This is a genomic window from Bacillus oleivorans, from assembly GCF_900207585.1.
GTDB lineage: Bacteria > Bacillota > Bacilli > Bacillales > JC228 > Bacillus_BF > Bacillus_BF oleivorans.
In genome coordinates this window covers 373,975-387,059 of sequence record NZ_OAOP01000003.1, presented here as the reverse complement: position 1 = coordinate 387,059, position 13,085 = coordinate 373,975, and the positions used below count along the sequence as shown (strand labels likewise).

19 protein-coding genes are annotated in these 13,085 nt (G+C 38.3%); 8 read left to right on the top strand and 11 right to left on the bottom strand.

Annotated elements, in window-relative coordinates:
- Window positions 1-49: 49 nt before the first annotated feature.
- Entirely contained in the window at window positions 50-565 is a 516-nt protein-coding gene (locus tag CRO56_RS09210) for a YbaK/EbsC family protein (protein ID WP_097158315.1), read from the bottom strand.
- Between the two features lie 82 nt (window positions 566-647).
- Window positions 648-1,295, bottom strand: coding sequence for a phosphatase PAP2 family protein (locus tag CRO56_RS09205; RefSeq protein ID WP_097158314.1), 648 nt, complete (start codon window positions 1,293-1,295; stop codon window positions 648-650).
- Window positions 1,296-1,425: 130 nt separating this feature from the next.
- On the opposite strand from CRO56_RS09205, the gene CRO56_RS09200 reads away from it, so the two are divergent.
- Window positions 1,426-2,622 (top strand): M20 family metallopeptidase, encoded by a 1,197-nt coding sequence (locus tag CRO56_RS09200; protein ID WP_097158313.1) that lies wholly within the window; start codon window positions 1,426-1,428, stop codon window positions 2,620-2,622.
- 28 nt (window positions 2,623-2,650) lie between these two features.
- Here the strand turns inward: CRO56_RS09200 and CRO56_RS09195 are convergent, their stop codons facing one another.
- Genes CRO56_RS09195 through CRO56_RS09185 form a run of 3 tightly spaced genes read right to left on the bottom strand, consistent with a single transcriptional unit; the run spans window position 2,651 to window position 5,325 of the window.
- The gene (locus CRO56_RS09195) at window positions 2,651-3,358 is read right to left on the bottom strand and encodes an EcsC family protein (RefSeq protein ID WP_097158312.1); all 708 of its coding nucleotides are present in this window, start codon (window positions 3,356-3,358) and stop codon (window positions 2,651-2,653) included.
- Between the two features lie 34 nt (window positions 3,359-3,392).
- A complete protein-coding gene (locus CRO56_RS09190) occupies window positions 3,393-4,589 on the bottom strand; it encodes an ABC transporter permease (RefSeq protein WP_097158311.1) in 1,197 nt (398 codons plus the stop codon).
- Complete coding sequence (locus tag CRO56_RS09185; RefSeq protein ID WP_097158310.1) at window positions 4,582-5,325, bottom strand: ABC transporter ATP-binding protein; 744 nt, start codon at window positions 5,323-5,325, stop codon at window positions 4,582-4,584. The genes CRO56_RS09190 and CRO56_RS09185 overlap by 8 nt, the downstream gene beginning before the upstream one ends.
- A 728-nt stretch (window positions 5,326-6,053) precedes the next feature.
- Here CRO56_RS09185 and CRO56_RS09180 point away from each other — a divergent pair.
- Window positions 6,054-6,488 (top strand): HIT family protein, encoded by a 435-nt coding sequence (locus tag CRO56_RS09180; RefSeq protein ID WP_097158309.1) that lies wholly within the window; start codon window positions 6,054-6,056, stop codon window positions 6,486-6,488.
- Between the two features lie 120 nt (window positions 6,489-6,608).
- Window positions 6,609-7,148 carry a tryptophan transporter gene (locus CRO56_RS09175; protein WP_097158308.1) on the top strand — a complete coding sequence of 180 codons (540 nt, stop codon included), beginning with the start codon at window positions 6,609-6,611 and terminating at the stop codon, window positions 7,146-7,148.
- Window positions 7,149-7,200: 52 nt separating this feature from the next.
- Here CRO56_RS09175 and yhzF read toward each other — a convergent pair whose 3' ends face one another.
- Window positions 7,201-7,398 (bottom strand): membrane protein YhzF, encoded by a 198-nt coding sequence (gene yhzF / locus CRO56_RS09170; RefSeq protein WP_097158307.1) that lies wholly within the window; start codon window positions 7,396-7,398, stop codon window positions 7,201-7,203.
- A 219-nt stretch (window positions 7,399-7,617) separates the two neighbouring features.
- Between yhzF and CRO56_RS09165 the strand changes: the two genes are divergently transcribed.
- From CRO56_RS09165 to CRO56_RS23200, 4 genes are all read left to right on the top strand, one after another.
- A complete protein-coding gene (locus tag CRO56_RS09165) occupies window positions 7,618-7,974 on the top strand; it encodes a YtxH domain-containing protein (RefSeq protein WP_097158306.1) in 357 nt (118 codons plus the stop codon).
- Window positions 7,975-8,061: 87 nt separating this feature from the next.
- A complete protein-coding gene (locus CRO56_RS09160) occupies window positions 8,062-8,652 on the top strand; it encodes an HTH-type transcriptional regulator Hpr (RefSeq protein ID WP_097158305.1) in 591 nt (196 codons plus the stop codon).
- Between the two features lie 269 nt (window positions 8,653-8,921).
- Window positions 8,922-9,455 carry a DUF3267 domain-containing protein gene (locus CRO56_RS09155; protein ID WP_179714231.1) on the top strand — a complete coding sequence of 178 codons (534 nt, stop codon included), beginning with the start codon at window positions 8,922-8,924 and terminating at the stop codon, window positions 9,453-9,455.
- Window positions 9,456-9,613: 158 nt separating this feature from the next.
- Complete coding sequence (locus CRO56_RS23200; RefSeq protein ID WP_097158303.1) at window positions 9,614-9,793, top strand: hypothetical protein; 180 nt, start codon at window positions 9,614-9,616, stop codon at window positions 9,791-9,793.
- A gap of 80 nt (window positions 9,794-9,873) precedes the next feature.
- Here the strand turns inward: CRO56_RS23200 and CRO56_RS09145 are convergent, their stop codons facing one another.
- The 3 genes from CRO56_RS09145 to CRO56_RS09135 form a co-directional block, all read right to left on the bottom strand.
- A complete protein-coding gene (locus tag CRO56_RS09145; protein WP_097158302.1) occupies window positions 9,874-9,966 on the bottom strand; it encodes a YjcZ family sporulation protein in 93 nt (30 codons plus the stop codon).
- Between the two features lie 44 nt (window positions 9,967-10,010).
- Window positions 10,011-10,097, bottom strand: a complete 87-nt coding sequence (locus CRO56_RS09140; RefSeq protein ID WP_097158301.1) for a YjcZ family sporulation protein — start codon at window positions 10,095-10,097, stop codon at window positions 10,011-10,013.
- A gap of 111 nt (window positions 10,098-10,208) precedes the next feature.
- Window positions 10,209-10,295: a YjcZ family sporulation protein gene (locus CRO56_RS09135; protein WP_097158300.1), complete on the bottom strand. Its 87-nt coding sequence runs from the start codon at window positions 10,293-10,295 to the stop codon at window positions 10,209-10,211.
- Between the two features lie 200 nt (window positions 10,296-10,495).
- On the opposite strand from CRO56_RS09135, the gene CRO56_RS09130 reads away from it, so the two are divergent.
- Window positions 10,496-11,383, top strand: a complete 888-nt coding sequence (locus CRO56_RS09130; RefSeq protein WP_097158299.1) for a peptidylprolyl isomerase — start codon at window positions 10,496-10,498, stop codon at window positions 11,381-11,383.
- A gap of 419 nt (window positions 11,384-11,802) precedes the next feature.
- Here the strand turns inward: CRO56_RS09130 and CRO56_RS09120 are convergent, their stop codons facing one another.
- Window positions 11,803-12,018 (bottom strand): sporulation YhaL family protein, encoded by a 216-nt coding sequence (locus CRO56_RS09120; RefSeq protein ID WP_097158297.1) that lies wholly within the window; start codon window positions 12,016-12,018, stop codon window positions 11,803-11,805.
- A gap of 50 nt (window positions 12,019-12,068) precedes the next feature.
- A complete protein-coding gene (gene yhaM, locus CRO56_RS09115) occupies window positions 12,069-13,013 on the bottom strand; it encodes a 3'-5' exoribonuclease YhaM (protein ID WP_097158296.1) in 945 nt (314 codons plus the stop codon).
- Window positions 13,014-13,085: the final 72 nt, after the last annotated feature.

Here is a 13,085-nt window from a genome sequence, read left to right as displayed (position 1 = left end):
GTGTACAAAAGAATCCTTTTGAGCCTTGTACACTTTTTTCGATTTTTTATTAAGCTAAATCTGCAGATACCTTTTCTTGAGTCTCTGCTCCCTCTTCCCATCCTTTACAAGCATCAATCCAACCTTTGGCAGATGAATATTCGTAAAGTTCGTCTATCGTCAATTCAATGGCAGAGTTGGTACTGCCGCATGCAGGAAAAATCGTCTGAAAGCGCCGCAGCGAGACATCGAGGTAGACGTCCAAATCTTTCTTCAAACCAAACGGGCAGACACCGCCAATCATATGCCCGGTATTTTCTAACACTTCATCTGGCGTGAGCATACGGGCCTTAAAACCAAAAACTTGACGGAATTTCTTGTTATCGACTTTGGCATCACCAGCTGCAACAATTAAAATCGCCTTATCGTCTTCTCCTCTAAAGGATAGTGTCTTTGCAATGCGGGCAGGGAGGACGCCAATGGTGTCAGCTGCCTGTTCAACCGTAGCACTTGATGTCTCAAATTCCATAATATCCTGTTCCCGATTCCACTGTCTAAAATGTGCCTTTACACTGTCAAGTGACACCTTCTTCACCCTTTCCTGGCAAATTTTTTATGTAATGATAAACACTTTACTCTCTTTTAAGATGCAACACAACTTTCTGAAGCTAGTTTTCCTTTTTCGGAAACCTTCCTGCAAACGTCCTATAGATATATAAACAAAACATTAACCAAACAAATCCTAAGGCATATCCCCCAGTTACATCTGAAGGATAATGAACATGAAGAATGATTCGGCTCATTCCCGAAACGAATGAAATCAGAAGACTACTTGCATAAATCATTAGTTTCGCAGATCTAGATTTAAACTCTTTTGCTATAAAAAATGCCAGTAACACGTAAAAGCAGATGGATACCATGGCATGACCGCTTGGAAAAGCAAACTCTTCTTCTATGATCACAGCTGACTCAGGTCTTTCGCGTCCAACCCATTCTTTAATTAAGTTTTTTAGGAAATTACTGCCTGCGACACCAAGAACAAGTATAGCGATGCCTAAATAATTTTTTCGCATAAACCATACCCAAAGCAAGAGCAGAAAAGCGCCCCCGCCAATGATTAGTTTAGAACCCACTATCGTTATATTTTCTGCAAAAGTTAAAAGACCTTCACTAGAAATCGAGTCCACTATATTAAAAATAACTGAATCAAATGCGGTAAGCTCTGGCTGCTTGGCAATTGAATACATCCAGATAAACACAATCATGGCTGGAATGGTAAGTAAATAAAGTACATTCCAGGTTTTTTCTTTATCCAATGAGCTTCTCCCCCTTTTCCTTAATTTTTATTAAATGGTTTTGCTAGAAAAATATCAAGCTCTATTTGTTATCTTCTAAAAACTCCGACAACATGCTATAATTATTTGAAATTATGAGGGGGGGAAACAAATGGAAACCAATTTGTTTCAGAAGCTTGAACAATACTACGATGAAATGGTTTCAATCAGACGATACCTGCATCAGCATCCTGAGCTTTCATTTAAAGAATTTGAGACTGCCAAATATATAGAAAACTATTATCGTGAACTTGGCGTTTCAGTGAAAGGGAATGTAGGCGGAAATGGTGTTGTCGCAAGAATTAAGGGAGCAAAACCTGGATTAACGGTTGCCTTACGCGCTGATTTTGACGCTCTCCCAATCCAAGACGAAAAAGATGTCCCTTATAAATCGACAGTTCCAGGTGTCATGCATGCATGCGGTCATGATGGACATACAGCGACACTCTTAGTATTAGGCAAGGTCCTTCATGAACTGAAAGATGAGCTTGAAGGGGAATATGTTCTAATTCACCAGCACGCTGAAGAATATGCGCCAGGCGGAGCGATTAGTATGATTGAAGACGGCTGCTTAGAAGGCGTTGATGTTATTTTTGGAACTCATCTATGGTCTTCAGAGCCTCTTGGAACTATTCAATACCGGGTTGGACCAGTAATGGCAGCTGCCGACAGATTTGAAATCACAATCCAAGGTCAAGGCGGACATGGAGCTCAGCCTCATCGAACCAGAGACGCAATCGTCACTGCGTCACAATTAGTTGTGCATCTTCAGCAAATTGTTGCAAGACGTGTCAACCCGATTGAATCAGGTGTTGTAACGGTTGGTTCATTTGTTGCCGAAAATGCTTTTAATGTCATAGCCGATAAAGCAAAACTGGCAGGAACAGTACGTACCTTTAATGAAGCCGTACGCGATCAAATTGAAGAAGAAATCGAAACAATTCTTAAAGGAGTTTGCCTCGCTAATAAAAGTGAATACGTATATGACTACAACCGCGGTTATCCAGCAGTTGTGAACCATGAAAAAGAAACCGAATACTTAGTTGAACTTGCAAAACAAATCCCTGAAGTACTTACCGTAGAAGAAACGGAACCACATATGGGAGGCGAAGATTTTGCCTACTACCTGCAGCATGTAAGAGGAACCTTCTTCTTCACTGGAGCAAAGCCAGATGGTGTTGAAACAGCATTTCCGCACCATCACCCGCGTTTTGATTTTAATGAAAAAGCAATGTTAATTGCGGCTAAAACGTTAGGGTCTGCTGCAATCCACGCTCACCAAGAAGAAAAAGTGGAAGTTTCGAATTAAAAATAGGGTCTGCACCTCCTAACGGGGGTCAGACCCTAAAATATCTCATTCGATAAGCAAATTTAGCCGTTTCACCTAACTGATCGAGTAATTGATAATTTACATAAAAACCTACAACCGCCCCAATTCCAGGGACGAGTTGCAGCAGTTTTTTAATATCTAGATAATCTCGATATTCCTGCTGGAAGGTTTGCCAGTCCAGCTGAATCAGTTCTTCCTTTTTAGCTTCCCAATCTTCTAATAGAGCTAATGTTTCCTTTCTTTTTTCATCGCTCGAAAACGCTAATAAAAATACATATAAGATGTAGATGCGGTTTTCGTATTCTTTTGGATCATACCCATAAATACTAGATACATCATATAAAAACTTTAGTTTGATCGTCAGAAGCAACGGGAAATCAGCCAATCCCAAGAATATTCCTCCCGCGCCAGTTCCCGATCCTTCAATAGCAGCTGCTTTTTTATAGACCTCTACTTTTTCAAGCGCCAGTTTCTCTCTTAGCTCAAGCTCCTCCCCAACAAGCGGTTCCATACTTTTGATGCTTGAACCTGCCAGAGCGGTTTGGACCATTCCCTTAATGCTTTCCGTGATTACCGCATGAACTTTCTTTGGAATCCATTCATTTATTTTAGCTTGTACTCGTTTGGCAGCCCGATTCAATGAACTTGTTTTGTTAGTTTGTTTGATTTTCCAGAATTCAAGTTCAGAAAGAGCACGCTGTTCATATTCGGTCATGGTACTTCCCCCCTGCCTCAATAGGTTATAAGCGTTACCCTTTTTGAATTCTTTTTTCAATATAGTGCTTCATGAAGAAAAAGATAAAAAGATAACCTGCTATGACACTAATTGCGAAAAAGACCCATTTCTGATGCAATAAAAACACACTAGATAAAATGATGAGCTGCACCAAAAGAACGGTTGTTAAAAATCGGATAAAGGATTGAATCCTCACTTTTGCTTGAACCGGGTAGAGTCTCACCCAAAGAAGATGAGCATTCTGTTTAAATAAAGGGACGAGCTGAAATCCAGTTAAATAAATGGTTATAAAAGTGGCTGCAAGCATCGACCATTCTGTTTCTAGCAGAAAACTTACGAGAAAGCCGATAACAGAAAGTCGAATTGTTAAGCCAAAATAATCCCCATATCTTACGTACGTCCGTGAAAACAAATAAAGATATCCATTATTTTTCACAGTTTTAGCCGGGAGGAGAAAATCAAGAATTCGTCTTCGTTTCACACGGCTCTTTAATTTTGGAACATCGGTAAACATATTAGCGAATCGATAAAACTGATAAGTTCTTTGTGTATCATCCTGGATGAGCTCATCCCATTTTAGCAGCTTATTCCGTGTATTTGTGTATACCACTGTTATCAAAATAACCAGGATTATGAATAGTATGATTGTAAAGATGTATTCAGCTTCCAAATAAAAATATAAAACAGTTGCATTTACTAAGTATCGTACAATTGGGCTATAGGTTCGTACTGCTCCCCTTTCTTTCATGACCATCCAGCGCAGCCAAAGATTCATGGCCTTTAAGACGAGGATGAAAAGTAAAATCGTTATGTAGGACTGCAATCCATCTACTTGGCTGTACATCGGAAATAAAACGAAAAGCAGCACCATTAAAGCTATTGACTGAATGATAAAACTATAGATCCCGGAACGCCAAAAATAGGTACGCATACGCGTCTCAGCCGGCAGTAAAAATGCCTGATCTGCCTCATGCAGAAAAGTTGCGGTTCGGCTTCTCGTTATTAATAACGGAAGAATGACGGCCAAAATGACAGCTGCGGGAAAATCAGCTTCAATCGTTTGAAGCCAAGCTTGGTATTGGAGTGCACCGCCTGCAATTACAAATAGAAGTACAATTAATAGGTGATCATTAAACATATATCGTAAATATTTCTGATAATCCTTTAAATGTCCCTGGAATCGCTCATTCCATAGCTTTTGACTATTCATTTGAATCCTGTCCCTTTGTTAAATATAAATACATATCATCTAAAGTCGCATTGGGCATTCCGCAAAAATCCCGCAACTCAGTTAACGTACCCTTTGCTATAATTTTGCCATTATGTATGATAATAAAGCGATCACAATACCGTTCTGCGGTTGCCAAAATATGTGTCGACATCAAAATACCAGCGCCCTTTTGTTTTTCTTTTGACAGTAAATTAAGCAGCGACTGAATCGCGATTGGATCTAACCCGACAAACGGCTCATCAATAATATATAGCTTCGGCTCGACTAAAAAGGCACACATAATCATGACCTTTTGCTTCATTCCCTTTGAAAAATGGGCAGGGAACCATTCGAGCCGTTTCTCCATCCGAAACTCTTTTAAAAGCGCCTCTTTCCGAGAGTCAGCCTCCCTTTCATCAATCCCGTACATCATCGAGGTCAGGGCAAAATGCTCCTCCAGTGTTAACTCCTCATACAATACAGGCGTTTCAGGAATATATGATAATTTCTTGCGGTATGCTTCCGTATCTTGGTTGATCGTAATCCCATCTAATGTAATCGACCCTTTTTGCTGCTCCAATAATCCAATAATATGCTTAATAGTTGTACTCTTTCCGGCTCCATTTAAACCGATTAAGGCAACCAGTTCACCTTCATTAACATCAAAGTCTATATCATGAATAACGGGCTTTCTCGTGTAGCCCCCCGTCAACTGTTTCACACTAAGTAAAGACATGTCGTTTCCTCCAAGCTTTCTTTTCTTTACCTATATCGTACCAAATTTTACATAAAAAAGACTAATTTTATCTGTTTTAGGGCAGTGTGCTGGAAGTAATTTTGGCTCTGCTGCTGAATTGTTAGTTCTTGTTGTTTAGTTTATTTGAGAAAAATTATAATATTTGAGCTACTCTTTTTCGAGCGGCGACCTGAATCAGTTTTGAACGCGATTATTCCCGCAATTAATATTTCGTATGAAGAACAATACAATCAATTCCCCTAACTGGTCCCGTTTTCCAGTTATGTATCGATACAAAATGTGCATTCTAATTGATGAAGGGGATAGCAACCTGAAAGTCATATACGTCAACACCTTTGAACAAAACCGCTTTAGGATTGTTCTATATAAGGGGATGGTCGTTTTGCACGGAGAGTGGAAAATTAGATAGCGCCAGCATGATAGAATGACACATTCAAAATGGGGTGTTTATCAAAGATACAACCACTGTAAGCTTTAAAGATCATATGATCTTGAGCTTTGTTACACTCTAACCAGGCAAGCTAAGACACATTCGAAAATGGGGTGTTTGTTAAAGAAAATATATGAGGTTTTCAAACCGCAGGTCCCCTTCAAGGGGCGAAATCCAATTCGAGGATTTCGCCTTCTTTTATTTTGTACGGCCTGAAACTTTTTTCACCTTCTTCATTGTGGTACAATATTCCAAAAAGAGAAGGAGTTGTCCCGCTGTGAATGATTGCATTTTTTGTAAAATCATCAATGGGGAAATCCCAGGTGCTAAAGTTTTTGAAAATGAGCATGTTTTAGCCTTCCTTGATATCAGCCAGGTTACAAAGGGTCATACACTGGTTGTGCCAAAAGTACATAAAGAAAATGTATTTGAACTAACTCCTGAAATTGCTAAGCAAATATTTGAAGTTGTTCCTTCGATTGCAAATGCCATTAAAGAAGCCTATCAGCCAATCGGTCTTAACCTTTTAAATAATAATGGTGAGGATGCAGGTCAGTCTGTTTTTCATTTCCATATGCATATCATTCCGCGTTATGGAAAAGGCGATGGCTTTGGTGCCGTTTGGAAGTCCCATCAAAATGAATATACCGGTGAAAAATTGCAGACGATTGCAAGCGAAATTAGTCAGCAGCTTAAGAACAGTAATGCATAAATTATTTGAACATTTCCAAACCGCAGGACTTATGATATACTAAGAAAAATCTCGCTATAGACCATAAGGGTACTATAGGAGACAGAGAAAAGAACAGTTTAGACGAGGAGAGATGAGAAAATGAAAACGAAAGAACTTGTTTTGCTTGCGTTGTTTATGGCTATGGGAGCTGCGTTACACTTAATTATTCCGCCATCACTTGGCAGTATGAAGCCAGATATGTTATTGACTATGATGTTTTTGGGGATAATCCTCTTTCCTAGAGTCGGAAATGTTGTATTATTGGGGCTTGCTTCCGGAATCCTTTCTGCATTAACGACTGGATTCCCAGCTGGACAAATTCCAAATATAGTTGATAAATTCCTTACAGCCTTTATCTTTTTTGGATTATTAATGGCTTTAAGAAAAATTGGTGCACAACTAGCAAAGGTAGTTGTTCTTACTGCAATTGGTACATTCGTATCAGGGATGATTTTTTTAGGAACAGCTTTCATCTTTTTCGAATTACCTGATGCATTTTTAGCATTAACTGTAGGTATCGTATTACCGGCAGTTGCGGTTAACAGTATTCTTATGTTTATTATTTATCCAATTGCCAGCAAGCTTACACAGCGCCTGCAATTCGAGACACCATCCACGCAAGCAATTGTAAAAAAATAAAGCGACAAAGCCTAGGCCGTAATAAAGCCTAGGCTTTTTTTATTTAGTTCTGTTATCCTGCCGGTATATATAAGAGGATGACACCTAACAATAAAGAGACTACAGCAAAGGTACTCAGGGTTTGTATTTTTTTGCGGATAACCGCCTTTGGCGGATACATTTTTGATTTTTTCAATACCACCGTAAAATGTATAGTAGTAGCAAATAATAGAAAACTAAACGAAAATAAAAGTACGGTAATCAATGCCAAGGAAATCCCCCTCTCTCAAAATATAGATTCCACAATGCATCACCTGCAGTTTTTTCATATATATGCATGAATTGCGATGGACATGAAACATCATTCATAATGTTTTATTGCGAAAATTTATTCATCGTTTGGATGAAGAACTATAAAATTTCTAATTAAAAGAGGATTTTGTTGTTTTTTGTAGAAAAAAAATACATAACCTAGATATGAGGTGATCACATGAAATTAAAATCATTAATAACAGGTGCGATTGTTGGCGGAATCCTAGGCGGAGTTACGGTTTTATTTACCACCCCAAGCTCTGGCAAGGCGATTCGTTCATCCATAAAGACGGAAACAAAGGAATGGGGAAATCTCCTCAGAAACATCCAAGAAAAAGCACTAGATGTTAGAACAGACGTTTTAAAACTAGTCTCAGAAAGTAAGAAAGCGGCAAATGTCGTTCAGACCCAACTCAAACCATCGATTGAAAAATGGAGACACTCAATTGATCCTGAGTTAGACCACTTTAGAAGGGAAATAGAAGAGATTCAGCAGCAATATAAAAGGTTAGAACGTTCTGTTTATCAAAAATAGACTAAATTTTTGAATTTTTTTATCTTCCCTTCTATTCATTTTACTGGCATAATAATACTAAGTAGAAGAAGAAAAGCAGGTGATGGCATGGCAGACCAATTTGGTTCAAAAAAAGAAGCAATGTTATTTTCACAAAGAATTGCTCAATTATGCAAAGCCCTTTGGAAATCTGTCGAAAAAGACTGGCAGCAATGGATTAAGCCTTATGATTTAAACATTAATGAACACCACATATTATGGATTACGTATCATCTAGGCGGAGCTTCCATTTCAGATGTAGCTAAGTTCGGAGTCATGCATGTATCAACAGCTTTTAATTTTTCAAAAAAATTAGAAGAGCGTGGCTTATTAACATTTTCAAAAAGAGAGAATGACAAAAGGAACACATATGTTCAAATTACGGAAATAGGCGAAGAAATCCTGTTGAAACTAATGGATGATTATGATCCAGAACAAAATTCTGTTTATAACGGAGTTCTCCCATTACGAAATCTGTATGGGAAATATCCTGATGTTTTAGAGGTTATGGCTATTGTTCGGAATATCTATGGAAAAGACTTCATGGATATTTTTGAGAAATCATTTTCTAACTTAGAAAATGATTTTTATGAAGAAGATGGAAGTTTCAAGAAAAAAGAAGAAAAGAAGAAAACAGAAGCAGCAGTTTCATTGGAGTAGCTTACTAGAATTGTAATTTGATATATAGAGTTTTTTAATGATTAATTCTAATAATCCAGTATCTACTCTCATAGTCATAGTTGATCCCAGCATTTGGTGATTCATTCTTTAACTTTTAGTAAAAAAACACCTTGATTTTGTCAGCTAAATTGCTTAAAGTATGTAAAGAAGTTTTAACTTGCCTTTTTAAAAATCCAAATGTTAAAGAGTTATAGAACCTTTTAAATTAGGCATTCATATTTCAACAACTATGAGAAAGGTGAACAATGATGCACTGCTGGAAGTCAATTCCGATATCACGTCAGGATGGTTTTTTTCGTCTGGTCATTACTTCTTTTTTAACTATGTTGCTTACGTTTATAGTTTTATATTCAATTGCCCATGCTTTTCATGACGGTGTAGGTCTGAATGACCAATATTTTGCCTTCTTTATTTTTGCTTTAATCCTTTTGTACCCGGTTCATAAGGCACTTCATTATTTGCCGTTACGAATCCTTGGGGGAAAATGTCGATTATTCATAAATAAAAAAGGGCAATTAAAATTCAGATTACATGAGCCAGTTGCTAAAAATATTTATAAACTCGCTTTAATTTTTCCTTTCGTCATTCTTACTTTGGTCGGGATTGTCTTTACTTTGTCTTTTCCTCAATATTTTCATTATGGTGTTTTACTCATTGCTCTTCACACTGGTCTTTGTGTTGAGGATTTTATCTTTTACAAAAATCTTTCGCATACGCCAAAAGCTTGTCTAGTTGATGAAACCGAGGATTCTCTTGAAATATTAATAAATGGCTTAAAATAGGTAACGCACCTAACCGAAAAAGGTGCGTTTTTCAATGAATAAGCTAAAATAAGAAAGGCATATATTTGAAAAAGATGCCTTTCTACAAGGTCAAGAGTTTCATTTTTTATTATGTTTTGATATGGTTAATTCATAGAATCAAAGGAGGGGAATTCAGGATGATCTCCATGTTTCTACTTTTCGCTGCTTTCATCCTATACTCCATTAATCGATTGACGAATTCTTTGTGCATCCAAAAAGAGATCCCTGAAGACCGTCAGCCAAAAGTGTTTCGTTTTATTAACATTTCTATTACGATACTTTTACTATCGTCCTATGTAGAAATCTTATACGCTTAGTTGAAATAGCCTAAAAAAAGGAGAGACAGCTGCGCTTCTCTCCTTTTGTGTGTTTGGGATTACATGTATTCCCTATCAGGTTAGTAAATCCAAGCTGCACCAATAATAATGAGAAGGATGAACAATACTACGAGTAGCGCAAAGCCTCCTCCATAAACTCCAGATCCTGACATACTAGGTTCCCTCCTTTCTCATTAACCAGTTCCACGATCGAAATTTATAGCCATGCTGCACCTACGATAATTAATAAGATGAACAACACAACAATTAACGCAAAACCTCCTGCGTATCCGCCGCCACCCATACAGACACCTCCTTTACTACCGACTAACATATACTATTCATTAGCCCGGCCGTGCGAATAGGCACGTATCCCGATTTTATGAATTTCCTTATCCCGGATGGGTTACACTTATTAGCAGATATAGGCAGCCCCTACAATAATTAACAAAATAAACAACACAACGAGAAGAGCAAATCCACTGTGAAAACCGTTACTCATTTTGTTGACCTCCTTTTCTTTAGTCGCTATATCATATGTAGGCTTTCTTAATTTGGGTGGGCAGTTCACCCAGTTTTTTATACTTTTCCTTTAAATCTCAATTAGTTGCTTGTCTATTCTTCATTGTGTTATTTCCTCCAATATGGTATAAGTTACTGTATGGGAATTTTGGTTTTACAACAATGTTTAGGAGTGTTTGCATGAAAAAATGGATGAAGACCTTTTTACTTTTTGGAGCTTTAGCATTAGTGCTGACTGCATGTGCAGATGAAGGGCAAGAAGAGCAAGAAGGAAAAGAAGATAACTCAGAAGCAGTAGTAGAATTTGAAGGCGGTACTGTTACAAAGGACGAGCTATACAATGAAATGAAAAGTACAATGGGTGATCAAGCATTACAAACGCTTGTTCAAGAAAAAGTATTAAGTGAAAAATTTAAAGTATCCGATGAAAAAATCAATGAACAATTAGATCCGATTAAAGAACAATTTGGCGAAAACTTTGAAATGGCTTTACAATCCAGCGGATTTCAAAACGAAGAAGAATTTCGCCGTGCGATTAAACTAGACTTACTTCGTCAAGAGGCTGCTATGAGTCAGGTCACTGATGAAGACCTGGAAACATTCTATAATGAAGAATGGGCTCCTCCAAGAAATGTTCGCCACATTTTAGTAGAAGATGAAGCTACGGCCAATGAAGTAAAACAGAAGCTTAAAGAAGGCGGAGATTTTGCTGAGTTAGCGAAGGAATATTCAACAGATCCTGGCAGCAAGGAAAACGGCGGAGACCTTGGTGAAGTGTCAAAAGGACAAATGCTTCCGGAATTCGAAGAAGCTGCCTTTAGCTTAAAAGTAAACGAAATTAGTGATCCAGTTCAATCACAATATGGCTACCATATTATCGAAGTTACTGCAGCACCTGAAAAGCCTGCATTTGAAGATGCTAAAGAAGATGTTATTGAAGGCTACAAAACGGCTAAATTAGATCAAGCAACAATTCAAGCTGCAGTTGATAAAGTATTGGCTGATGCGAAAATTGACGTGAAAGATGAGGATTTCCAAGCTTTATTTGAGAATACTGAAGAAAAGTAAACATCTATTGAGAGTCTGACCGATAAATCTGTAGGATAAAGCAGGTGGGGAAAAATGAGTTGATTTTCTTCACCTGCTTTTATTTTTTTGAATTTTTCTAAAAAGTTGTGTTCAACTTGCCTGTTGATTTGCGCTCCAGGCGCTTCGTTTTCCGCGGGCGGTTTGTGGAGCCTCCACGGCGCTTTAGCGCCTGCGGTGTCTCCTCTGTCCCATACTCCCGCTGGAGTCTTCGCGCCTTCCGCTCTAATCAACATATAGTCGGCACACTCAACCAGGATTGTGGCATTAGACTGCAACATCCTTATAGAGAGTCCCTGAACTACTATCAAAAAAACAGAAATTAAAAGGAGGCTTCCTAAGAAGTCATCTACCAGACTTCTTGGACAGCCCCTTTTTTAGTATAAAATACTACATGTTATTTAAGAAGAGGAAACCTGCTGTTTTCTCTCTTTTTCCTTTTCCATTCGCTCAAGAAAGATTTCCCCTTCTTTTTCGATAAACGCTTCCTCTTCTTTCTGTTCATCTTTCCCTGCTTTTACCGTCATGATGCCACTTACGATAATCCCAATCACAATAAGAATTACCCAAAAAGGGACGTCCAAGTTATCCACTCCTTCATAGGTTGTCCAATCCATATTTACTACACTTTATGCAGGGAGAATGGTGAATATGCCTGGCCGTTTTTTTACTTGATGAACGTTGGCTTATAGAAGGAACGATTATCTAGTGCAAATACCCGCTCTGAAAATTCTCCTGGCTTTGTTCGAGATAGTGCGCGGTCGAGCATGTTCATTTTGGCATCGATGTTATCAATATAATGAAGCAGCTCCGCTTCGCGGATCATCGGCTGTTTCGGACTTCCCCATTCAGGCTTCCCATGATGGGATAATACCAAATGCTGAAGGACGGTTACCTCTTCCCCTATTATTCCTAATTCTTCTGCGGCTTGTCCGATTTCATTGACCATAATCGTTATATGTCCAAGAAGCTGTCCTGTGATCGTATAGGAGGGTGAGATGGGCCCTGAAAGTTCTGTTGTTTTGCCTAAATCATGAAGGATAATACCTGCATAGAGTAAATCACGATCGAGCGAAGGATACAGCTGACATAAGCTTTTGGCAAGGTCCAACATAGATACGACATGAAAGGCTAGTCCGGAAACAAACTCGTGGTGGTTTTTAGTGGCTGCAGGAAATTGTAAAAAGCTCTGCTGATGTTTTTTCAAAAGATGTCTTGTAATCCGCTGAATATTTGGGTTTTTCATTTCAAAGATGTATTGTGTAATCTTTGACATCATTTCATCCTGTTCGAGAGGTGCTGTCTCTAAAAAGTCTGAAATCGATACTCCATCTTGCACGGTTGCCTTCCTGATTTGCCTTATTTTTAGTTGATTTTTTCCTCTGTAGCTATGAACATCTCCAACTACTTTAACAATTGCTTCCTGAACAAATGCTTCTTCATCAGTATCTGTTGCATCCCATAGCTTTGCTTCAATTTCCCCGCTTTTATCTTGTAAAATTAAAGTCAAAAAAGGCTTCCCTGTGTTCGTTGTTCCTTTTGTTACGCTTTTAATCAGGAGGAACTGCTCTACCTGTTCCCCTACATCTGTGAACGTGATTCCTTTTGACATGCTTCTCCCCTCCATAATAAACAGTGTCTTATTATTCTATTATTCTACTACTATTGGCAAATAGATGGAAGC